A 20521-nucleotide genomic window follows, 5' to 3' on the forward strand; every position below is an offset into this window, starting at 1 on the left:
CGTCCCCCTCAACCGGACCCACCCCGCCAACCCACGGAATGCCCGCCGTTGCTGTTGAGGTTGCCGGCCAGCGGCCGGCACTACCGCCTCTCTGGGTGCAGGGCGCAGCCCTGCCGGAACACATCCCTCAGCAAGCCTCAGCCACCGGCGCGCGTGCCCGCCCCAGCCACGCCAGCAGCAGCGCCGACGCTGCCAGCAGGCCACCGGCCACCGGAATCGCCGCGTACCCCAGCCCCAGGCTGATCACCGCACCACCCAGCGCCGCGCCCAGTGCATTGCCGAGGTTGAATGCACCGACGTTGATCGACGACGCCAGGCCCGGCGCCTCGCTGGCCGCCTGCATCACCCGGATCTGCAACGGCGGCACGATGGCGAAGGTCGCCGCACCGAACAGCAGTACACCCAGCGCCGCAGTCGCGTGGCTCATGAAGGCCAGCGGCAGCACGAACATCAGCACCGCAAGTACCGCCAGCAGGATCCGGGTGGCGCCGTCCAGCGACCAGTCGGCCAGGCGCCCGCCAATACCGTTGCCGAAGGTAAAGCCGATGCCGATCAATGCCAGCGACAGCGCGATGAAAGCATTCGACGCACCGGTCAGTTCAGTCAGCACCGGCGCCACGTAGGTGTAGAGGGTGAACATCGCACCTGCACCCAGCACCGTAGTGGCCATCGCCAGCAGCACCTGCGGCTGCATGATCGATTTCAGTTCACGCCGCACATCCGGACGCGCGCCCGCGGCCGACGGCGGCAGTGCCATGGCCAACGCGGTGATCGCAACCACACCGAGTGCGGCGGTACCGGCAAAGGCCAGGCGCCACCCCAGCTGCTGGCCGACCCAGGTCGCCAGTGGCACGCCACCGATGTTGGCGATGGTCAAGCCCATGAACATCGTCGCCACCGCCGCGGCCTGCTTTTCCTTCGGCACCAGGCTGGCGGCGACCACCGCGCCGATGCCGAAGAACGCACCGTGATTGAGGCTGGTCACCAGCCGTGACAGCAGCAGCAGGCCGTAGTTCGGGGCCAGCGCCGACAGCAGGTTGCCGATGACGAAGATCGACATCAGCAGCATGAGTGCGGTGCGCTTGCCGAAGCGTCCCATCAGCAGGGTCATCACCGGTGCGCCCAGCATCACGCCCGCCGCATAGGCGGTGATCAGCATGCCGGCGGTGGGGATGCTGACGCCCACTCCGTTGGCGATGACCGGCAGCAGGCCCATCGGCGTGAACTCGGTGGTGCCAATGGCGAAGGCGCCGACGGCGAGGGCCAGCAATGCGGCTCTGGAATTCATGGGGGTTGCCTGCGTGGGGCAGGCCCTGTGGAAAATGAGCGCGTAGCCTGCGCGCTTTGCCGGCCGGGAGTAAGCCACTACGCGGGAAAACAGTGTTGATCCCGATTCACAAGTGGCGGGCAGTTGGGCCATCCGGGTAGCGCCGGGCCATGCCCGGCGAGCGCAGCGGCGCCTGGAACGCAGAACCCCCGGCCGGGCCGGGGGTTCTATCTCGCTTGCTTACCAGTCGCCGGCGCCCGGCACGTGGTGTTCGCGTGCGCGGCGGCGCATCAGCAGGTTCAGCCACTCCACCAGCACCGAGAAGCCCATCGCGGCGTAGATGTAGGGCTTGGGCACGTGCACGTCCAGGCCGTCCAGGATCAGCACCGCGCCGATCAGCAGGATGAAGGCCAGGGCCAGCATCTTCACGGTCGGGTTGGCATCGATGAAGCGGCCCAGCGGATTGGCCGCCAGCAGCATCACCGCCACCGACAACAGGATCGCAGCCACCATCACCGGCACGTGGTCGGCGATGCCGACGGCGGTGATCACCGAGTCCAGCGAGAACACGATGTCGATGACCGCGATCTGCGCGATCACGTAGCCGAACACGGCCGAGGTCTTGGTGGTGGTCGGGTCCTCGTCCTCGCCACCGGTGATCATCTCCTTGATCTCCATCCAGCCCTTGATGATCAGGAACAGGCCACCGACGATCAGCACCAGGTCGCGGATGGAGATGCCCATGCCGGCCACGGTGAACAGGTTTGCCTGCATGTGCGCCAGGTACGCCAGCGACACCAGCAGACCGATACGGGTGATGCAGGCCACGGCGATGCCGAGGCGGCGCGCGAACGGGCGGCGGTTTTCCGGCAGCTTGCTGACGGCGATGGAGATGAACACCAGGTTGTCGATGCCGAGCACGATTTCCAGCGCGCTGAGGGTGAACAGGGTCAACCAGACGTTCGGATCGGCGAGAAACTCAAGGGACATGGGAAGTCTTCAACAAGGGGGGGAAGAAGGATCAGCCGACGCTGACCGGGAACAACCGCGGCACCAGCACCAGGGCCCAGCACAGCAGCACGTTCATCATCAGCACGAACACCGCTGCCGAGCCCATGTCTTTGGCGCGGCCGGCCAGTTCGTGGATTTCCGCGCCATAGCGCTCGATCACCGCCTCGATGGCCGAATTGGCCAGCTCCATCGCCAGCACCAGCAGCATCGAGCCGATCATCAGCGCGCGCTCCACCGGGGTCTGGCCCAGCCAGATCGCCAGCGGGGTCAGCAGCACCAGCAGGTAGACCTCCAGCCGGAACGAGGACTCGTGCAGCCAGGCAGCACGCAGCCCCTGCCACGACCAGCGGGCGGCCTGGAAGATGCGGCGCGGCCCGCGCGGCATGTGGCCGAACTGATCAGCCACGGGTGAAGCATCCAGCAACAGGGGCGCGGCGCAGCGACCGCTCAGACGCACGGCAGGACATCATGGGTGCACAGGGATAGGCAGACAGCCCCCATTTTGCCACAAGGGCGGCAACGGCACCCCGCACGCCCCGCCGCGTGGCCGCGCGAACGGCCCAGCACAGCCAAGCGCGGGTCCAGCCCAGCTTCTATGATGGATATCCCCCTGCCCTGCCGGAGAGCCTGATGACCCGTCCCCGCACCTGCCTGATCCTGCTCGGCCTGCTGGCCGCGCCGCTGGCCCAGGCCCTGAGCCCGCCGGCACCGCCGCAGATCCCTGCGCAGGTCTCCAACGTAGCCTGGGAGGCCGACATGGCCGCCTTCGCCGCCGCCGACCGGACCAATCCGCCGCCGCGTGGTGGCATCGAGTTCATCGGCAGTTCGTCCTTCCGCATGTGGGACAGCCTGGCCCGGGATTTCCCGGGACAACCGGTGTTCAACCGCGGCTTCGGAGGGTCGGAAGTCCGCGACAGCACCTGGTATGCCGGCCAGGCCATCGTGCCGTACGCGCCGTGCAAGGTGTTCTTCTACGCAGGCGACAACGACCTCAACAGCGGCCGCAGCGCGACCCAGGTACGCGACGACGTGGTGGCCTTCGTGCAGCGCGTGCATCGCGACCTGCCGCAGACGAAGGTGGAATACGTATCCATCAAGCCCAGCCCATCGCGGGCGCACCTGCTGCCGGCGATCAACGACGCCAACGCCAAGATCAAGGCTGCGTTGGCGAAGCTGCCCAACACCGGCTACACCGACATCTACACACCGATGCTCGGGGCCGACGGCCAACCCGATGCGTCGTTGTTCCGCGAGGACATGCTGCACATGACCCCTGCCGGCTATGCGATCTGGACCAAGGCGCTGGCGCCAAAGGTCAACTGCAACTGACTGATGCTGTGGTTGCCGGCCAGCGGCCGGCACCACCGCGACAACGCGCGTGCTCCGGTAGTTGCCAACCTTGGTTGGCATGAATGCGTCCACCTGCATCCCAGTGAAAGCGCCGACCAAGGTCGGCAACTACCGAGGTGGCAAGCGGCCCTCAGCGGAAAATCACCGTCGCCTCGGTGCCCTTGCCCAGCTCGCTGGCCAGGCTGACCTTCCAGCCGAAGCGGTCACACAGGCGGCGCACGATCGACAACCCCAGGCCAGTGCCCTGCGGTCGGCTGGGATCGGCACGATAGAACGGCTCGAACGCACGCGACAGCGCGTCAGCGGACATGCCGATGCCGGTATCGCTCACCACCACCCGGTCGTTGTGCACGTGCACGTCGATGCGGCCTTCATCGGTATAGCTGCAGGCGTTGCGCACCAGGTTGCTGACCACCACCTGCAGCACCCGCGGCGGTGCGTGCAGCTGCACGGCCGCGTCGCTGTGCAGGTGCACCGCCAGCGGCCGGCCCACCAGCAGCTCGTTGGCGTTGTCCACTTCGTAACGGACGATGTCGTTGACGTCGAACAGCTCCACCTGCGGCTCGACGTCGGCCTCACGGGCCAGGATCAGGAAGGCATCGATCACCGCTTCCATGTCCCGCCCGGCACGCTGGATGCGCTGCAGGCTGCGGCGCAGGCGCGGCTCCAGGCTTTCATCGCCCAGCGCCATGTCGCTGGCCACGCGGATGACGGTCAGCGGCGTGCGCAGTTCATGGCTGGCATCACGGGTGAAGTTGCGCTCGCGCGCCACGTGCGCGGTGACCCGGTTGGCCAGAGAATGCAGCGCTGCCGCCAGCTGCCGGGTCTCGCCCTGCATGTCCGCCGGCAGCTTGTCCGGCTCCAGGTCGGCCGCTTCCGGATGGCCCGGATCCCAGCGCGAGACACGACGCGCCAGCCAGTTCACCGGCGATACCAGGCGTTTGGAGGCACGGTAGGTGATCCAGGAGGCGCCATATACCGCCAGCAGGGTCAGCAGCACCGGCACGATGCCGAACCAGAACGCCAGCATTTCCGCGCGCGAGCGCAGGAACACCAGGTACAGGCGCCCCTCTTCGCGGGCGTCGACCAGCACCAGCTGATCGTCGTCGGGCAGTTCGTGGAAACCCGGTTCCAGCGTGCGCAGGTTGGCCGGCAGTGACAGGCTGGACTGCCCGCGTTCCAGCAGGTAGCCACGGATGTTCTGGGTATTGGGCGGCGGCTGCACGGGCGAGGCCTGGTGCAGTGTCCAGTAGTACGCCGCTTCTTCGCGCAGGGCAGCGCCCACCAGGCTGTGCTTGATCACCAGCGAAACCAGCCAGGCACCCAGCAGGATACCCAGGCTGGCCAGCACGGCTTGCAGGATGAAGGCGATACGGATCTTGCGCGGCAGGCCGTGCGGCATTGCGGTGTCCCGGTCAGAGCGCTGCGATTATAGGCAGCGCGCTGTGCCGTGATCGTGCATGGACGATGACGACCCGGTATCCGGAACGTGCACCCCTTCCCTGCCGACCACGGCCGTGCCGGTTCTGCTGCAACACCGGCACGACGTCGATCAGGCCATCGGCTGGGCGATATCGGCGATGCGATAGCCCGCGCTCTGCACGGTGTGCAGCAGCGGCCGATCAAACGGCTTGTCGATGATCTTGCGCAGGTTGTACAGATGGCTGCGCAACGTGTCCGAATCAGGCAGGCCGTTGCCCCAGATCTCGCGCTCGATTTCCTGGCGGGTGACCACACGCGGCGATTCACGCATCAGGATGGTCAGCAGGCGCAGGCCGATCGGCGACAGCTGCAGTTCGGTGCCGGCACGGGTGGCACGCATGCTGACCGGATCGAGCACCAGGTCGGCGACCTTGAGCACTTCCGAACCCACCTGGCGACGTTCGCGGCGGATCAGCGCGCGCAGGCGGGCTTCCAGTTCCTGGATCGCGAACGGCTTGGTCAGGTAATCGTCGGCACCAAAGCCAAGGCCGGTGAGCTTGTCATCCAGCGTGTCGCGCGCGGTCAGCATCAGCACCGGGGTCGACTTGCGCGCGTCGTTGCGCAGCCGGCGGCACACTTCGATGCCATCCAGCCGCGGCAGCATGAGGTCCAGCACGACGACGTCGTAGCTGTTCTCGGCAGCCAGACGGTAGCCGTCCAGGCCATCCTGCGCATAGTCGACCTCGAAGCCACGGCCTTCCAGGTATTCACCGATCATCTCGGAGATATTGCGGTTGTCTTCGACCACCAGCACCAAGCCGGAAGTCTCCTTCGTCTGACGCATGAGAATCCCTCTTTCTTCAGCTTTGTGAAACATGCCCGATCGACGGTGCACGCGATGTGAAGTTGCGTCAATGAAAAGAAGATGGCGTGCTCACAGCAGCGGTTTCAGCAGCGGCCAGACATTGTCCAGCACCTTCGGCTGCGCCTGGGCGGTGGGATGCAGGCCGTCGGCCTGCATCAAGCCGGGCTGCAGGGCCACGCCTTCCAGCAGGAACGGCAGCAACGGCACCTTGTACTGCGTGGCCAGTGCCCGGTACGCCGCAGCCAGGCGCTGGCGGTAGCCCGGCCCATAATTGGGCGGCACGTCGATGCCCAGCAGCAGCACCTTGGCACCGGCCTTCTGGCTGGCCTGCACCATCTTTTCCAGGTTGCCCTGCACCTGCGCCGGGGTCAGCCCGCGCAGCGCATCGTTGCCACCGAGGGCGATCACCACCACCGTGGGCTTCTCCCGGCCAAGCAGGCCCGGCAGGCGGGTCAGCGCGCCAGCGGTGGTTTCCCCGCTCATGCTGGCGTTGACGATGCGCGGCGGGGTTTTCGACTGCTGCCTGACCCGCTGCTGCAGCAGGCTGACCCAGCCGGCATCGGCCGGGATATTGTGGGCGGCACTGAGGCTGTCACCGAGCACCAGCACGGTACCGCCGCCCGGACCTTTGGCACACGCCAGTGCCGGCAACAGCAGCAACCCTAGCAGCAGCATCATCATTGCGCCGGCTTGCCGGCTCCATTCCGTCTTGTGCATTGGAGTCTCCTCATCGACAGCCTGTCCCCCCGCAGCGCGCCCGTCGCCATCGCCGTCGACCAGGTCGGCAAATCCGTGCATGGCCCGGAGGGTGAAGTCCACATACTGGACAACATCACCCTGACCGTCCATGAAGGCACCAGCGTGGCCATCGTCGGCGCCTCTGGTTCCGGCAAGACCACCCTGCTCGGCCTGCTGGCCGGGCTGGACCTGCCCAGCCGTGGCCGCATCGCGCTGGCGGGCCAGGAGCTGACGGCACTGGACGAAGAAGCGCGGGCACAGCTGCGCGCGCGCGAGGTCGGCTTCGTCTTCCAGAGCTTCCATCTGCTGCCGGCGCTGACGGCGGCCGAGAACATCGCGCTGCCGCTGGAACTGGCCGGGCGCGAGGACCGCACGCGGGTGGACGAGGTGCTGGCGGCGGTCGGGCTCTCGCACCGCGCCCGCCACTACCCGCGGCAGTTGTCCGGCGGCGAGCAGCAGCGTGTCGCCCTTGCCCGCGCATTCGTCAGCCGCCCGCGCATCCTGTTCGCCGACGAACCCACCGGTTCACTGGACCAGGCCACCGGCCAGCACATCAGCAATCTGCTGTTCGAACTCAATGCCGGCAGCGGTACCACGCTGGTGCTGGTCACCCACGACCTGCGCCTGGCGCAGCGCTGCCAGTACATCCATCGCATCGACAACGGCCGCCTGCAGCCGGTGGAACATGGAGTGGACGCATGAACCTGCTGCGGCATGCGTGGCGCGCGCTGCGCCGCGAGGCCCTGGCAGGTGACCTGTTGACCGTGTTCGCCGCCCTGGTACTGGGCGTGGCGGTGATGACGGCGGTGGGCACGCTGGTGAACCGGGTCAACCTGGCATTGACCGGCAGCGCGGCGGAAATGCTCGGCGGCGACCTCGGTGTTGCCGGCCGCGATGACCCGCCCGCCGCGTTCGCTGAGGAGGCGCAGCGACGCGGCCTGGCGCATACGCGGCTGGCCAGCTTCGGCAGCGTGCTGTTCCAGGGCGATGCCAGCCAGATGGCCAGCATCAAGGCCGTGGAAGCGGGCTACCCCCTGCGCGGCGCGCTGCGCGTGCGCGCCACGCCCGGCGGTGCGCTGATCGCTGATGCCGGCATGCCGGCCAAGGGCCAGGCCTATGCCGACCCACGCCTGCTGCAGGCACTGGGCCTGAAGGCTGGCGACGATCTGGAATTCGGTGCGGGCACGCTGCGCATCGCCGGCATCATCGAATCGGAACCGGATGCCGGTGGCGACCTGCTGACGCTGTCGCCGACCCTGCTGGTCAACCGCGCCGATGTGGAAGGTACCGGCCTGCTCGGCCCCGGCAGCCGCATCAATTACCGGGTGATGTTCGCCGGCCCTGCCGCCGACATCGCGTCATTCCGGCAATGGCTGCTGCCGCAGGTAAAAGGCATGCGCCTGCTCGGCGTGAACGATACCCAGCGCGGTGTTCGCCAGGCCTTCGACCTGGCCGGTCGTTTCCTGGGCCTGAGCGCGCTGCTGGCGGTGCTGCTGGCCGGCGTTGCCACCGCACTGGCGGCCAATCGGTTCGCGCTGCGTCGCATCGACCAGGTGGCGATCCTGCGCTGCCTGGGTGCACGCCAGCGCGACATCCTGGCCGGCCTGGCCCTGCAGCTGCTGATGCTGGCGGTGCCGGCGTGTGCGATCGGCATCGGCCTGGGCATGGCGGCACAGGAAGGCCTGGTACAGGTACTGGGCAGCCTGGTGCCACAGCGCCTGCCGCTGCCCGAAGCCATGCCTGCGCTGACCGGCGCGGGAATCGGCCTGTTGCTGCTGTTCGGCTTCGGACTGCCACCACTTCTGCGCCTGCGTGGCGTGCCGCCGATGCGCGTGCTCAACCGTTCGTTCGCTGCCTTGCCGCCGGCCTCGCTGCTGGCCTATGTGGCTGCGCTGGCGGCCAGCCTGGTACTGGCGGTGCAGGTCACCGGCGATCTGAAACTGGCGCTGTGGGTGCTGGGTGGCCTGGCCGGGCTGGCGGTGGCCGCGGGCGTGGTCGGGTTCCTGCTGCTGCAGCTGCTGCGCGGCCTGCAGCACCGACTGCACGGCAACTGGCGGTTGGGCCTGGCGGCGCTGACGCGGCGGCGGATGCTGGCGGTGATGCAGCTGGTGGGGCTGTCACTGTCGCTGTGCGCCCTGCTGTTGCTGGCGGTGATCGGCCCCGGCCTGCTGCAGCAGTGGCGCGAGCGCCTGCCTGCGGACACGCCCAATTATTTCCTGATCAACATCCAGCCGGAGCAGCGCGACAGCGTGCTTGCCACCCTGCAGGGCCTGGGTGCGCACGATGCCAGCATCGAACCGATGGCCACCGGCCGCCTGATCGCGATCAACGGCAAGCCGCCGCTGCGGGTGGATCGCACGCCGGCCGACGACAATCAGCCGCAGGGCGAAGGCCAGCGCGACGACGATGACGAGAACCGGCCGCTGAACTTCAGTTGGCGCAGCACGTTCCCGCCGGCAAATACGCTGGTCAACGGCACCTTCTGGAAACCGGACAGCACCGCCGCCGAGGCCTCGGTGGAGATCGGCTGGGCCAAGCGCTACGGCGTGTACCCCGGTGACCGCATCACCATTGCGGTGGGCGAGCAGGAGCGCGAGTTCAGCGTCACCAGCGTGCGCAAGGCGGACTGGAACACCTTCCGGCCGAACTTCTTCGTGTTGTTGAACCCGAACGCGGTGGGCGATACACCGCACAACCTGCTGTCGGCGTTCCACCTGCCGGCGGGACAGGCAGCGGGTCTCGGGGCCCTGGTGCGCGCGCAGCCGAACCTGTCGCTGCTGGACGTGGATGCAGTGATCTCGCAGGTGCGCGATGTGATGGAACGGGTGGCGCAGGCGGTGCAGCTGGTGATGGTGTTCAGCCTGCTAGCCGGCGTGCTGGTGCTGCTGGCGGCGCTGCAGGCAACAGCGGGCGAGCGTCGCTATGACAGCGCGGTGCTGCGCACGCTGGGTGCGACGCGGCGCCAGCTGCGTGGCGCGGTGCTGGTGGAGTTCGGTGCCCTGGGCGCGCTGGCGGCGCTGCTGGCGGTGGGCGCGGCAGCGGTGATCGGCGTTGCGGTGTCGCAGAAGGTGTTCGAACTGCCACTGCTGCCGCCGTGGCCGGGCCTGCTGCTGGGTGGCCTGCTCGGCATCGCGCTGAGCCTGCTGGCCGGCTGGCTGGGGACCCGTCGGATCCTGCACACGCCACCGGCATTGGCGCTGCGCGAGGCCTGACGCTGTTCTGTGGCAAAGGCATCCACGCATGGCGTGGATCTACCAGCGAGCCCAGTAGATCCACGCCACGCAAGCAGGTGGATCCACGCCATGCGTGGATGCAGTGCCGATGATCCCGGTAGATCCACGCCGCGCACGCAAGTAGATCCACCCCATGCGTGGATGCCGGGTGCAATCACCGCCGGAGAGCGTGCCGAGCAAGCTCGGCACCCACCAGAGCAGCGCGCGTCCGGTAGATCCACGCCATGCGTGGATACGGTGCCGGCCGGCACCGCACCGCGCCGATCAACCTTCCTTCGGCGCCTTTTCCACGTACTTGGCGAAGACTTCGTCGATCTGCGCGTCCTTCACCTTCTTGCCGGCCTGCACGTCCTCGGCCTGGGTGAACAACGGGATGATCATCGCCATGCCGTCGAGCCTGGTCTTCAGGTGCACGCCCGGGGCCTGGGTCAGGAAACCGTCCCAGCGCTGGCGCACCTTGCTCCAGTAACCGGCGGTGGCCTTCCAGTAATCGCGCGCCGGGGTGAAGTCGACCTCGGTGGTCCTGATGTAGTCGTTGAAGCCGAATTCGCGGGCGATTTCCACCTGGCTGCCATCCGCGTTGCGCTGCACCTTGGTGTTGAACTGCTCGTGGGTCCAGCCGTTCGGGGTCAGGGTGTGGCGGTTGACCACCGCCAGCGCGTTGTAATCGCTGCGCTTGGTGTACTCGCGGCGTGGCAGCGGCCGCCAGCTGATGTCGCTGGTCCAGGTCGGCACATTGTTGGCGTAGGTCCACGTGCCGGTGCCGCAGTAGCGCGGTGCATCGCTGACTTCGTACACGCACTGGGTCCAGGCGCCCTGGTTGGTCGCAGCTGCGATCGTGCGCACCTGCCAGGTCTGGTCGGCGCTGAACTCGAAGCGGTTCGGCGCTTCGTACACCCAGTCCTGCCGCCAGTGCTTGGTCACGTGGCCGCTCTTCTCGTCCAGCAGCAGGTGCTGCAGCACGATGCGCTTCGGCGTGTCCTCGACCACGATCACCACTTCGTTGCCACCGCTGCGCATGGCCGGCGCGCGCTCGTAGCCCGGCTTCAGCAGCACGGTCTCATCGAAAGCGAAATCCACCGTGTACTCACCCTGCATGGCAAGGATGCTGTCATGGTCGCGGGCGATGTCGGAGGGCTGCGCGCTGGCGGCGCCACTGGCGGCGAGCAGCACCATCACGCTGGCTGTCTGGAACTTCATCGGGTCTTCCTTCGGGGTTGCAGGTTTCGTGGAAAGGCCATCCTGGCCGGCAGGCAATCCATCGCAATCAGGTCACAGGCGGACCAGCGGCAGGTCGCCGGGAGCGCGCGCGGCAGGGCGGCGTGCGGCGTCGGCGCAACAGCAGTCGTCGATCGCCAGTTCGCCTTCGGCGCCTTCCATGCGTGCGATGCGGCGCGCGGTGGCGGCACCGAGCGAAGACAGCGTGGACAGGCTGGCGGCCAGGGTCCGGCCCTCGTCGGCGGCGTGCAGGCGCAGCGTGCACAGACGCCAGCGTTGTCCGCCCAGGTGCCCGGCCAGGCGCCGCCACAGGCGCTCACCGACGCTGCCATCGCTATCGTGCGAAGGACCCGGCGGCAGCGTCGCCACCAGCCGGTCCCAGGCCAGGAAATCGCTGTCCGGCAACAGGTACAGGCGCCACACGCAACGGCCACGTGCATCGAGGAAGCACAGGCTTTCGCGCAGGCCCTCGCTGTCCACGCCCTGGCAGGCATGCACCGATACCGCCTGGCGCCAACCGCCCAGCTCGTTGCCATCAGCGTGATACAGGCACAACACGGTGCCGAGCGCTGCCAGCTGTGCCGGCGCAGGCCAGGCCCGCAGCGACGAACGCGACAGGGAGGACGGCAGGCGACGCGCGGACAGGGCTCGGCTCATGGGATCACCAGGACACGGCAAGGCTGGCCGACAGAGTGCGGCCGGGGCTGGTATAGCGGTCCAGAACGGTACTGGTGGCCGACAGGGTCGAGCCGACGTTGGACCAGTCGATGTAACGCTTGTCACCCAGGTTGAAGACACCGACGTTGAAGGTGGCGCCCGGGGCGAAGTTCCAATGCGCCATCAGGTCGGCCACGCCATAACCGGCCGGGCGATAGGCGGTGGTGCTGGCCAGCCGGTCCTTGCGCTTGACGAAGGTGCCTGCCAGTTCAACACCCCAGGTATCGGTGTCGTACATCAGGCCGACGGTGCCGCGGAGCGGATCGACCGAATCCAGCGGCGTGTCTTCGGTCTTGTTGTCGCCGCGCGACCACGCCACCGCACTGCGCAGTGCCCAGCCCTGCAGTGCCGGACGGATCTGGCCGAAGTCGACGCCGGCCTTCAGTTCGGCGCCGTAGATGCGTGCGTCGGCGATGTTGCGCGACTGGAACACCATCAGGCCCTGCGGGTTGGTACCCACCAGCGTCTGCGACTCGATGAAGTCCTTGTAGTCGTTGTAGTAGCCGCTCACGCTCACGTACGCCGCCGGCGACAGGAAGCGCAGGCCCAGCTCAACGCCGTCGCTGGTTTCCGGCTTCAGGTCAGGATTGGGAATGGCGGTGTAGCCGAAAGCGAAATTGGTGAAGCCGAGGTTGACGTCGTTGTACGGCGGCGAGCGGAAACCACGCGAGTAACCGGCAAACAGCGACCACTCGTCGGTGAAGCGATAGACCAGGCCGAACTTCGGCGACACGCTGGTCTTCTTCAGCTCCGACACGGCCACGCCGGGGTTGTCCTCGGCGAAGATGCTGTCCACGTCCGGCTTCAGTTCGTAGCGGTCCACGCGCACGCCCGGCACCAGCGACAGCCTGCCATCGGCCAGGCGCATTTCATCCTGCGCGTACAGGCCCAGCTCGGTCGTCTTGCTGATGGGGAAATCGCGCACGGGGAACGCGTCGGGCAGGATCGTCGTGCTGACCACGCCACGATTGCTGACCTGGTAGCCATCGCGCTTCTGGCGGATCTCGGTGCGGGCGCCATCGAAGCCATAGGTCAGCGCGTGTTCGACGCTGCCGGTGCTGAAGGCCTTGTTGAACACCGCCTGCAGGCCATACACGCGCTGGTCGAAACTGAACTCGCGATGGCGGCGGCTGCCATTGGCGCGCGCCTCATCGGTGCGCTGCGTGGTTTCGCTGTCCTGCGTGTAGACCTGCCAGTGCAGGCTGTCGGCGAAGCCCTTGTCCAGCGCATCCATCTCGTGGGCGAAGGACACGCGGGCGCGGTTCTGCTTGTCGCGCGCCTTCATGCCGGTGGTGGTGGTGCGGTCGATGGAGGACAGCACGTCGGTATCGGTGTTGTCTTCGTTGCCTTCCACGGTCAGACGGAAACGCTGGTCTTCGCTGGGCGCATAGACCAGCTTGGCCAGGCCGCTGCGACCATCGCGGTCCTGCGGGTTGGCCGCGGTGCGCGTGTTGTCGTTGCTGCGCACATCGCCCTTGTTGTCGGTTTCCTGGCCCTGGCGGTGGTTGATGTTGACCATGCCGCTCCAGTGTTCGCCACCGAAGGCGCTGGTGACGCCGCCGAGCAGGCCCTTCCACTCGCCGTCGTAGCCGAATTTCAGGGCGACGTAGCTGTCCTTGCCCTCCTTGAGGTAATCAGCCGGATCCTTGGTGACAAAGGCCACCACGCCGCCAAGTGCGTCCGAGCCGTACAGCGAACTGGCCGGGCCGCGCACGATCTCCACGCGCTTGAGCGTGTCCAGGTCGGTGAAGTTGCGGTTGGCGTTGGAGAACGAACCGATGTTGAAGCTGGTCGGCATGGCGATGCCATCGGTCTGGATGCGCACGCGGTTGCCATCCAGGCCACGGATGCGGATGCTGCCGAGGCCGAAACGGGTGGCACTGCGGCTGACCGACAGGCCCGGCTCGTAGCGGACCAGATCCTTGATGTCCTGCACCAGCTGCCGGTCCATCTGCTCGCGGTCGATCACATCGACGGTGGCGGCGACATCGCTGACCGCACGTTCGGTACGGGTGGCGGTGACCTGCACGCGATCGAACTCGCGCGCGTCGGGCGCGGCATCGGCAGCAGCGTGGGCGGACAGCGGCAGAGCCATCCACAGGGCAATGGAAAGGGCAGTCGGGCGGGTCATCGGCATCGTTCGGTCAGGCAGGGGGACCCCCGGCCACCGCCACGCCAGACAGGCATGAACGGTAGACCGAGGGGGAGAGAGCAGGCGCGGACGGGTCGCCCACCCTGCCGGCGCTGCCGACAGGAGGGAGGGAGGCGGGCGACCAGACCGCGTTACTTGGTCAGGATCAGCTTGTCGTTGCTGGTATGACGCAGACGGTAGAAGCGGTCACCGTGCTGGATCAGGATTTCACGACGGCCCTTGAGCAGGGCTTCGCTGTCGATGACCTCTTCCGGCGGCACGACACGCACCGGGCGGTCGCGGAGGGTCAGCGTTTCGGGGCGCAGCAGTACAGGTTGAGCATTCATGAGCATCTGGACTCGTGCGAGGGACGAGTTAAATGATAATGATTCTCAGTTGACAATCAACAACCATTCTCAACTTCATTGATGGAATTAATGATCGAAATTTAAAATTCGATAGTTACCATCTATTGAAAATGGGCCCGGCTGGGCGCGGGAGGGCCGACCAAGCGTGGGTCCGGCCCTGCCACCTGTCCCCGTTCCTCAGGCGAATACGGCTTCTACCTGCGCCCAGCCGGCGTCGTCCACCTGCGCCAGCACGTCCAGCGCCTGCAGGTTCTGCAGCAGCTGGCTGACCCGGCTGGCGCCGAGGATCACGCTGGAGACGTTGGGATTGCGCAGGCACCAAGCGATGGCCACGCTGGCCGGGGCGTGACCCAGCTCGCGGGCCACCGCACTGAAGCGGCGCACCCGGGCCAAACGCTCATCGGCGTTGTCGCCCAGCACCAGGTCCTGCAGCCAGCCCATGCCTTCGCGGCCCAGGCGCGCATCGGCCGGCACGCCGTCGTCGTACTTGCCACTCAGCAGGCCCGAGGCCAGCGGCGAGAAGATCGTGGTGCCCAGTCCGGCGGTGGCATACAGCGGCGCGTACTCCACTTCCACGCGCTGACGGTGCAGCAGGTTGTACTGCGGCTGCTCCATCGACGGCGCCTGCAGGTTGTGGCGCGCGGCGATGTCCACCGCCTCCTGGATCTGGTTGGCCGACCATTCCGACGTGCCCCAGTACAGCACCTTGCCCTGCCGGACCAGGGTGTCCATGGCATGCACCGTCTCAGCGATCGGCGCGTCCGGATCCGGGCGATGACAGTAATAAAGGTCCAGGTAGTCCACCCGCAGGCGCTTGAGCGCAGCATGGCAGGCGTCGGTCACATGCTTTCGCGACAGGCCGCGCTGGGTGGGCCGGGGGTCCTTGGCACTGCCGAAGAACACCTTGCTGGACACGCAGAAGCCATCGCGCGGCAGGCGCAGGTCGGCCATCACATCGCCCATCACCTGCTCGGCGCGGCCGTTGGCATAGCCCTCGGCGTTGTCGAAGAAGTTGATGCCATGGTCCCAAGCCGCCGCCACAAGATTGCGCGCCTCGTCGCGCGGCACCTGGTCGCCGAAGGTCACCCAAGCGCCGAAGGACAGGGCGGACATCGGCAGGCCGGTGGAGCCGAGGCGACGGTAGAGCATGCGATTCTCCTGCTGCGGGCCCGCATACGGGCCGGATCAAGCAACCATTCTACCTGTCCCGGCAGGCGCAACCCCTTGCTGTTGCTGGCCTGATCGGAGCCGATGGCCGCGCGCAGACGGCTTTTCCTTGCTCCGGCCCCTGCCCTGCACTAGGCTTCCCGTTTTTCGCGACGCCCCAGGGGAGTCACTCAGATGGTCGAAGGTTTGGGCAGGATCGGCTTCGGCCTGTTCGGTTTGGCGGTGCTGATCGGCATCACCTGGCTGTTTTCCAACAACAAGCGCGCGGTGGACTGGAAGCTGGTCGCCACCGGCATCACCCTGCAGATCGCCTTTGCGGCCCTGGTGATCCTGGTACCGGGCGGGCGCGACGTGTTCGATGCGCTGGGCCAGGGCTTCGTGAAGGTGCTGAGCTTCGTCAACGAAGGTTCGAAGTTCATCTTCGGCTCGTTGATGGACGTCAAGAACTACGGTTTCATCTTCGCCTTCCAGGTGCTGCCGACGATCATCTTCTTCTCGGCGCTGATGGGGGTCATGTACCACCTCAATGTCATGCAGGCGATCGTGCGGGTGATGGCCTGGTCGATCACCAAGGTGATGCGCGTGTCCGGTGCGGAAACCACCAGCGTCTGCGCCAGCGTGTTCATCGGCCAGACCGAGGCACCGCTGACGGTGCGTCCGTACATCGCCAGGATGACCCAGTCCGAGCTGCTGACGATGATGATCGGCGGCATGGCCCACATCGCCGGCGGCGTGCTTGCCGCGTACGTGGGCATGCTGGGCGGTGGCGATCCGGTGCAGCAGGCGTTCTACGCCAAGCACCTGCTGGCGGCCAGCATCATGGCGGCCCCGGCCACCCTGGTCGTGGCCAAGCTGCTGATTCCGGAAACCGGCACCCCGCTGACCCGCGGCACGGTCAAGATGGAAGTGGAGAAGACCTCCAGCAACATCATCGACGCGGCCGCCGCCGGCGCCGGTGACGGCCTGAAGCTGGCCCTGAACATCGGTGCGATGCTGCTGGCCTTCATCGCCCTGATCGCCCTGCTCAATGCGCCGCTGACCTGGATCGGTGAAGTGACCGGCCTGGCGGCTGCGATCGGCAAGCCGACCGACCTGTCGACCATCTTCGGTTACGTGCTGGCCCCGATCGCCTGGGTGATCGGCACCCCGTGGGCCGACGCCACCACCGTCGGTTCGCTGATCGGCCAGAAGGTCGTGATCAACGAGTTCGTCGCCTACACCGAACTGTCGAAGATCGTGAATGGCCAGGTGCCGGGCATGAGCCTGTCCGACGAAGGTCGCCTGATCGCCACCTACGCCCTGTGCGGTTTCGCCAATTTCAGTTCGATCGCGATCCAGATCGGCGGCATCGGCGGGTTGGCACCGGAACGTCGCCACGACCTGGCCAAGTTCGGCCTGCGCGCGGTGCTGGGCGGTACCATCGCCACCTTCATGACGGCTACCATCGCCGGCGTGCTGACGCATTTCAGCTGAACCCCAGTTTCGAGAACAGATTCCCTATGAGCAGCAGTGTCGTTGTCGTCGGTTCCTTCAATGTCGATCACGTGTGGCGGTGCGAGTCGCTGCCGGCACCGGGTGCGACCATTGCCGGCCGCTACAGCACCGGTCCCGGTGGCAAGGGCTTCAACCAGGCCGTTGCCGCCTGCCGTGCCGGCGCTGACACCAGCTTCCTGTGTGCGCTGGGCGACGACGCCGGTGGTGCCACCGCCCGTGACCTGGCCGCGCAGGATGGATTCGCGCTGATCGCCGAAGCCAGCAGCGAGCCGACCGGCACCGCGGGCATCTACGTCGATGCCCGTGGCCGCAACACCATCGTCATCGGCCCGGGTGCCAACGCGGCGTTGAGCACCGATTTCGTACAGCAACAGCAGGCCCTGCTGACCGGCGCCAAAGTGGTGCTGGTGCAGCTGGAATCGCCGGTGCAGACCATCGAAGCGGCCCTCGCCGTGGCGCGCGAGGCCGGTGTCACCACCGTTCTCAACGCCGCCCCGGCCGACGCCCCGTCTAGCATCGGCCTGCTGAAGCTGGCCGATGTGATCACCCCGAACGAGACCGAGTTCGCCGCCCTGCTCGGCCGTCATGTCGGCGAGCGCGTGGATGCCAATGACGTCGCCGCGCTGGACGGTGCCAGCCTGCACGCGCTGTGCCGCAAGCTGGTCGGCAACGGCACGGTGGTGGTGACCCTGGGTTCGGTGGGCGTGTTCGTGTCGCATGCCGACGAGCACCTGCGTGGCGACACCCAGCCGTACTACCGCGTGGGTGCCGAACAGGTGCAGGCCATCGACACCACCGGTGCCGGCGATGCCTTCAACGGTGCGCTGGTGGCCTCGATCGCACAGGTGCCGGACGCTCCGTTCGCCCGCCACGTGCGCTTCGCCAACCAGTTCGCCGGTCGCTCGACCGAGAAGGAAGGCGCAGCGGCGGCGATGCCGCGCTTCACCCCGGCCGATGCCGAAGTGAAGTAGATCCACGACATGCGTGGATGAGAGGCCCGGGTGTGCAGACACCCGGGCTTTTTTTCGCGCAGGCCTGCACACGCGATGTGCGACGCTCTGACGCATTGCCCCGGGACGCGACCGCTTCCACCATCGGCACATGAACGGATTCCCCTGGCTGCTGGTCGCGGCCGCCGGCAGTGCCATTGCGGCCCTGTTGCACATCGGCTGCATCGCCTTCGGTGCCTCCTGGTATGAACGCTTCGGTGCCGGTCGGCGGGTGGTCCGGCTGGCCGAGGCCGGGCATTGGTGGCCGCCGCTGATGACAGCCGGCATCACCGCCGTGCTGCTGCTCTGGGCCCTGTATGCGCTGGCCGCAGCACGGCATGCGCCTTTGCCCGGTAGTGACTGGGTGCTGCCCGGCATCGCCACGCTGTTGCTGCTGCGCGCCGCCATGGGGTTCGCGCTGGGCGTGCTCCGCCCGGGTTACAACGGGCGCCGGTTCTGGCTTCTCAGTTCACTGGCCTGTCTGGCCCTGGGCCTGGCGTTCGCCTTGGGCGCGGCCCGCTGAATCCAGCCGCAGGGGTCTGCGCGCAGTGCAGCCTCAACCCACCATCCTTCCCTGCCCTTTGGGGCGGCGGAAGCAACCGTCAAGCATCTGCTGATGCCGGTACGGCATGAGCTCGGTGCTGATCGGCCTGAACCCGGCCGTACCGGACACGATCGCGTGGGCGCCCGCGCCCTACAATGGGCACATGCAGATCGGCCCGTACTCCATTGCCCCCAACGTCGTGCTGGCGCCCATGGCCGGCGTTACCGACAAACCCTTCCGCCTGCTGTGCAAACGGCTGGGCGCGGGCCTGGCCGCCTCGGAAATGACCATCAGCGACCCGCGCTTCTGGAACACGCGCAAGTCCATCCACCGCATGGACCATGCGGGTGAACCGGCGCCGATCAGCGTGCAGATCGCCGGCACCGAGCCGCAGCAGCTGGCCGAGGCCGCGCGTTACAACGTCGACCATGGCGCGCAGATCATCGACATCAACATGGGCTGCCCGGCCAAGAAGGTGTGCAACGCCTGGGCGGGGTCAGCGCTGATGCGCGACGAGCAGCTGGTCGCGCGCATCCTCGAAGCCGTGGTGAACGCGGTGGACGTGCCGGTGACGCTGAAGATCCGCACCGGCTGGGACTGCGACCATCGCAACGGCCCGCTCATCGCGCGCATCGCCGAAGACAGTGGCATCGCTGCGCTGGCGGTGCACGGCCGTACCCGCGACCAGCATTACACCGGCCAGGCCGAGTACGCCACGATCGGCGAGATCAAGGCGGCGCTGCGCATCCCGGTGATCGCCAACGGCGATATCGATTCGCCACGGAAGGCCGCCTTCGTCCTGCAGCAGACCGGCGTGGACGCGGTGATGATCGGCCGCTCCGCACAGGGCCGGCCGTGGATCTTCCGCGAAGTGGCGCACTACCTGGCCACCGGCGAGGAACTGCCGCCGCCGTCTCTGGCCGAAGTGCGCGACATCCTGCTGGGCCATCTGCACGCGCTGCACGATTTCTATGGCGAACCGCAGGGTGTGCGCATCGCGCGCAAGCACCTGGGCTGGTACGCCAAGGACCGGCCGGAGAATGCCGCGTTCCGCGCGGTGGTCAACCGCGCCGAAGATCCGGCCAGCCAGATCGCGCTGACCACCGACTATTTCGATCGCCTGATCGCCGGGGAACCGGCGCTGTCTTCTGCTGCCTGAGCCCGCCCCCATGACCCCGCCTATTTCTTCCCCGACCTACCTGCACGGGTTCTCCGGCACCGAGCAGCAGCGCCTGATGACCCAGGCGCGCCTGCTGGAATCGAGCATCTTCGGCCAGATCGATTACAGCGGCGCAAAGCGCCTGCTGGAAGTCGGCAGTGGCGTGGGCGCGCAGACCGAGATCCTGCTGCGCCGCTTCCCCGAGCTGCACGTGACCGGCGTGGACCTGAGCGAGGCCCAGCTGCAAACCGCGCGGGAAAACCTGGCGCGCACGCCGTGGTGCAACGACCGTTACACCCTGCAGCAGGCCGATGCCGGCGAACTGCCTTTCGAGGCGCGCAGCTTCGATGCAGCCTTCCTGTGCTGGGTGCTGGAACACGTGCCGTCGCCGGCGCGCGTGCTGAGTGAAGTGCGCCGCGTGTTGGCCCCGGGTTCGCCGGTGTACATCACCGAAGTGATGAATGCCTCGTTCCTGCTTGATCCGTATTCGCCGCACATCTGGCGCTACTGGATGGCCTTCAACGATTTCCAGTACGACCACGGCGGTGATCCGTTCGTCGGCGCCAAGCTGGGTAACCTGCTGCTGGCCGGTGGCTTCCGCGATGTGCACACCGAGATCAAGACCATCCACCTGGACAACCGCGAACCGGCACGTCGCAAGACGATGATCGCGTTCTGGGAACAGCTGCTGCTGTCGGCGGCCGACCAGCTGCTGCAGGCCGGCACGGTGGACGAAGAGACGGTGGAGGGCATGCGCCGCGAGTTCCGGCTGGTGCAGAACGATCCGAACGCGGTGTTCTTCTATTCGTTCGTGCAGGGCCGCGCAACGGTGTATTGAGCGGCCGCGG

At 67.2% G+C, this 20521-nt stretch carries 19 protein-coding genes; 8 read left to right on the forward strand and 11 right to left on the reverse strand.

The window, feature by feature from the left end; all coding sequences use genetic code 11:
* Nucleotides 1–127: 127 nt before the first annotated feature.
* The 3 genes from TEP_RS16060 to TEP_RS16070 all read right to left on the reverse strand — a co-directional run bounded on the left by TEP_RS16060 (nucleotide 128) and on the right by TEP_RS16070 (nucleotide 2684).
* The gene (locus TEP_RS16060) at nucleotides 128–1288 is read right to left on the reverse strand and encodes an MFS transporter (protein ID WP_132825920.1); all 1161 of its coding nucleotides are present in this window, start codon (nucleotides 1286–1288) and stop codon (nucleotides 128–130) included.
* A 219-nt stretch (nucleotides 1289–1507) separates the two neighbouring features.
* Nucleotides 1508–2257: a TerC family protein gene (locus TEP_RS16065; protein ID WP_059066043.1), complete on the reverse strand. Its 750-nt coding sequence runs from the start codon at nucleotides 2255–2257 to the stop codon at nucleotides 1508–1510.
* A gap of 31 nt (nucleotides 2258–2288) precedes the next feature.
* Entirely contained in the window at nucleotides 2289–2684 is a 396-nt protein-coding gene (locus TEP_RS16070) for a diacylglycerol kinase (protein WP_132825921.1), read from the reverse strand.
* A gap of 224 nt (nucleotides 2685–2908) precedes the next feature.
* Between TEP_RS16070 and TEP_RS16075 the strand changes: the two genes are divergently transcribed.
* On the forward strand, nucleotides 2909–3607 hold the full coding sequence (locus tag TEP_RS16075) for an SGNH/GDSL hydrolase family protein (protein ID WP_132825922.1): 699 nt from the start codon (nucleotides 2909–2911) through the stop codon (nucleotides 3605–3607).
* A gap of 151 nt (nucleotides 3608–3758) precedes the next feature.
* Here TEP_RS16075 and TEP_RS16080 read toward each other — a convergent pair whose 3' ends face one another.
* The 3 genes from TEP_RS16080 to TEP_RS16090 form a co-directional block, all read right to left on the reverse strand.
* On the reverse strand, nucleotides 3759–5030 hold the full coding sequence (locus tag TEP_RS16080; protein WP_132825923.1) for a HAMP domain-containing sensor histidine kinase: 1272 nt from the start codon (nucleotides 5028–5030) through the stop codon (nucleotides 3759–3761).
* A 150-nt stretch (nucleotides 5031–5180) separates the two neighbouring features.
* Nucleotides 5181–5894, reverse strand: a complete 714-nt coding sequence (locus TEP_RS16085) for a response regulator transcription factor (protein WP_002811889.1) — start codon at nucleotides 5892–5894, stop codon at nucleotides 5181–5183.
* Nucleotides 5895–5984: 90 nt separating this feature from the next.
* Nucleotides 5985–6632, reverse strand: a complete 648-nt coding sequence (locus tag TEP_RS16090) for an arylesterase (protein WP_059066041.1) — start codon at nucleotides 6630–6632, stop codon at nucleotides 5985–5987.
* A gap of 75 nt (nucleotides 6633–6707) precedes the next feature.
* Here TEP_RS16090 and TEP_RS16095 point away from each other — a divergent pair, with 75 nt between their 5' ends.
* Both TEP_RS16095 and TEP_RS16100 read left to right on the forward strand, forming a co-directional pair.
* Complete coding sequence (locus TEP_RS16095) at nucleotides 6708–7355, forward strand: ATP-binding cassette domain-containing protein (protein ID WP_132826556.1); 648 nt, start codon at nucleotides 6708–6710, stop codon at nucleotides 7353–7355.
* A complete protein-coding gene (locus tag TEP_RS16100) occupies nucleotides 7352–9865 on the forward strand; it encodes an FtsX-like permease family protein (RefSeq protein ID WP_132825924.1) in 2514 nt (837 codons plus the stop codon). The genes TEP_RS16095 and TEP_RS16100 overlap by 4 nt, the downstream gene beginning before the upstream one ends.
* A 285-nt stretch (nucleotides 9866–10150) precedes the next feature.
* Here the strand turns inward: TEP_RS16100 and TEP_RS16105 are convergent, their stop codons facing one another.
* The 5 genes from TEP_RS16105 to TEP_RS16125 form a co-directional block, all read right to left on the reverse strand.
* Complete coding sequence (locus tag TEP_RS16105) at nucleotides 10151–11086, reverse strand: DUF6607 family protein (RefSeq protein ID WP_132825925.1); 936 nt, start codon at nucleotides 11084–11086, stop codon at nucleotides 10151–10153.
* Nucleotides 11087–11158: 72 nt separating this feature from the next.
* Nucleotides 11159–11761 (reverse strand): Hemin transport protein, encoded by a 603-nt coding sequence (locus TEP_RS16110; RefSeq protein ID WP_099782885.1) that lies wholly within the window; start codon nucleotides 11759–11761, stop codon nucleotides 11159–11161.
* A 4-nt stretch (nucleotides 11762–11765) separates the two neighbouring features.
* The gene (locus tag TEP_RS16115; protein WP_206140230.1) at nucleotides 11766–13952 is read right to left on the reverse strand and encodes a TonB-dependent hemoglobin/transferrin/lactoferrin family receptor; all 2187 of its coding nucleotides are present in this window, start codon (nucleotides 13950–13952) and stop codon (nucleotides 11766–11768) included.
* Nucleotides 13953–14104: 152 nt separating this feature from the next.
* On the reverse strand, nucleotides 14105–14299 hold the full coding sequence (locus TEP_RS16120; protein ID WP_005412278.1) for a hemin uptake protein HemP: 195 nt from the start codon (nucleotides 14297–14299) through the stop codon (nucleotides 14105–14107).
* Between the two features lie 198 nt (nucleotides 14300–14497).
* The gene (locus TEP_RS16125) at nucleotides 14498–15469 is read right to left on the reverse strand and encodes an aldo/keto reductase (protein ID WP_132825926.1); all 972 of its coding nucleotides are present in this window, start codon (nucleotides 15467–15469) and stop codon (nucleotides 14498–14500) included.
* A gap of 192 nt (nucleotides 15470–15661) precedes the next feature.
* Here TEP_RS16125 and TEP_RS16130 point away from each other — a divergent pair, with 192 nt between their 5' ends.
* From TEP_RS16130 to TEP_RS16150, 5 genes are all read left to right on the forward strand, one after another.
* Nucleotides 15662–16960 (forward strand): nucleoside transporter C-terminal domain-containing protein, encoded by a 1299-nt coding sequence (locus tag TEP_RS16130; protein WP_032974926.1) that lies wholly within the window; start codon nucleotides 15662–15664, stop codon nucleotides 16958–16960.
* A 26-nt stretch (nucleotides 16961–16986) separates the two neighbouring features.
* On the forward strand, nucleotides 16987–17952 hold the full coding sequence (locus TEP_RS16135; protein ID WP_100462979.1) for a ribokinase: 966 nt from the start codon (nucleotides 16987–16989) through the stop codon (nucleotides 17950–17952).
* Nucleotides 17953–18082: 130 nt separating this feature from the next.
* Entirely contained in the window at nucleotides 18083–18493 is a 411-nt protein-coding gene (locus TEP_RS16140; protein ID WP_132825927.1) for a hypothetical protein, read from the forward strand.
* Between the two features lie 184 nt (nucleotides 18494–18677).
* On the forward strand, nucleotides 18678–19673 hold the full coding sequence (dusB, locus tag TEP_RS16145; protein ID WP_132826558.1) for a tRNA dihydrouridine synthase DusB: 996 nt from the start codon (nucleotides 18678–18680) through the stop codon (nucleotides 19671–19673).
* A 10-nt stretch (nucleotides 19674–19683) separates the two neighbouring features.
* The gene (locus tag TEP_RS16150; protein ID WP_099841926.1) at nucleotides 19684–20511 is read left to right on the forward strand and encodes a class I SAM-dependent methyltransferase; all 828 of its coding nucleotides are present in this window, start codon (nucleotides 19684–19686) and stop codon (nucleotides 20509–20511) included.
* Nucleotides 20512–20521 lie beyond the last annotated feature (10 nt).

This window comes from Stenotrophomonas sp. TEPEL (assembly GCF_004348785.1).
Taxonomy (GTDB): domain Bacteria; phylum Pseudomonadota; class Gammaproteobacteria; order Xanthomonadales; family Xanthomonadaceae; genus Stenotrophomonas; species Stenotrophomonas indicatrix.

What these genes read in the sequence shown, in the direction of transcription:
- TEP_RS16060 (WP_132825920.1), bottom strand. Translation starts at nt 1,288, where the DNA reads ATGAATTCCAGAGCCGCATTGCTGGCCCTCGCCGTCGGCGCCTTCGCC.
- TEP_RS16065 (WP_059066043.1), bottom strand. Translation starts at nt 2,257, where the DNA reads ATGTCCCTTGAGTTTCTCGCCGATCCGAACGTCTGGTTGACCCTGTTC.
- TEP_RS16075 (WP_132825922.1), top strand. Translation starts at nt 2,909, where the DNA reads ATGACCCGTCCCCGCACCTGCCTGATCCTGCTCGGCCTGCTGGCCGCG.
- TEP_RS16080 (WP_132825923.1), bottom strand. Translation starts at nt 5,030, where the DNA reads ATGCCGCACGGCCTGCCGCGCAAGATCCGTATCGCCTTCATCCTGCAA.
- TEP_RS16085 (WP_002811889.1), bottom strand. Translation starts at nt 5,894, where the DNA reads ATGCGTCAGACGAAGGAGACTTCCGGCTTGGTGCTGGTGGTCGAAGAC.
- TEP_RS16090 (WP_059066041.1), bottom strand. Translation starts at nt 6,632, where the DNA reads ATGCACAAGACGGAATGGAGCCGGCAAGCCGGCGCAATGATGATGCTG.
- TEP_RS16100 (WP_132825924.1), top strand. Translation starts at nt 7,352, where the DNA reads ATGAACCTGCTGCGGCATGCGTGGCGCGCGCTGCGCCGCGAGGCCCTG.
- TEP_RS16105 (WP_132825925.1), bottom strand. Translation starts at nt 11,086, where the DNA reads ATGAAGTTCCAGACAGCCAGCGTGATGGTGCTGCTCGCCGCCAGTGGC.
- TEP_RS16110 (WP_099782885.1), bottom strand. Translation starts at nt 11,761, where the DNA reads ATGAGCCGAGCCCTGTCCGCGCGTCGCCTGCCGTCCTCCCTGTCGCGT.
- TEP_RS16115 (WP_206140230.1), bottom strand. Translation starts at nt 13,952, where the DNA reads ATGACCCGCCCGACTGCCCTTTCCATTGCCCTGTGGATGGCTCTGCCG.
- TEP_RS16120 (WP_005412278.1), bottom strand. Translation starts at nt 14,299, where the DNA reads ATGAATGCTCAACCTGTACTGCTGCGCCCCGAAACGCTGACCCTCCGC.
- TEP_RS16125 (WP_132825926.1), bottom strand. Translation starts at nt 15,469, where the DNA reads ATGCTCTACCGTCGCCTCGGCTCCACCGGCCTGCCGATGTCCGCCCTG.
- TEP_RS16130 (WP_032974926.1), top strand. Translation starts at nt 15,662, where the DNA reads ATGGTCGAAGGTTTGGGCAGGATCGGCTTCGGCCTGTTCGGTTTGGCG.
- TEP_RS16135 (WP_100462979.1), top strand. Translation starts at nt 16,987, where the DNA reads ATGAGCAGCAGTGTCGTTGTCGTCGGTTCCTTCAATGTCGATCACGTG.
- TEP_RS16140 (WP_132825927.1), top strand. Translation starts at nt 18,083, where the DNA reads ATGAACGGATTCCCCTGGCTGCTGGTCGCGGCCGCCGGCAGTGCCATT.
- dusB (WP_132826558.1), top strand. Translation starts at nt 18,678, where the DNA reads ATGCAGATCGGCCCGTACTCCATTGCCCCCAACGTCGTGCTGGCGCCC.
- TEP_RS16150 (WP_099841926.1), top strand. Translation starts at nt 19,684, where the DNA reads ATGACCCCGCCTATTTCTTCCCCGACCTACCTGCACGGGTTCTCCGGC.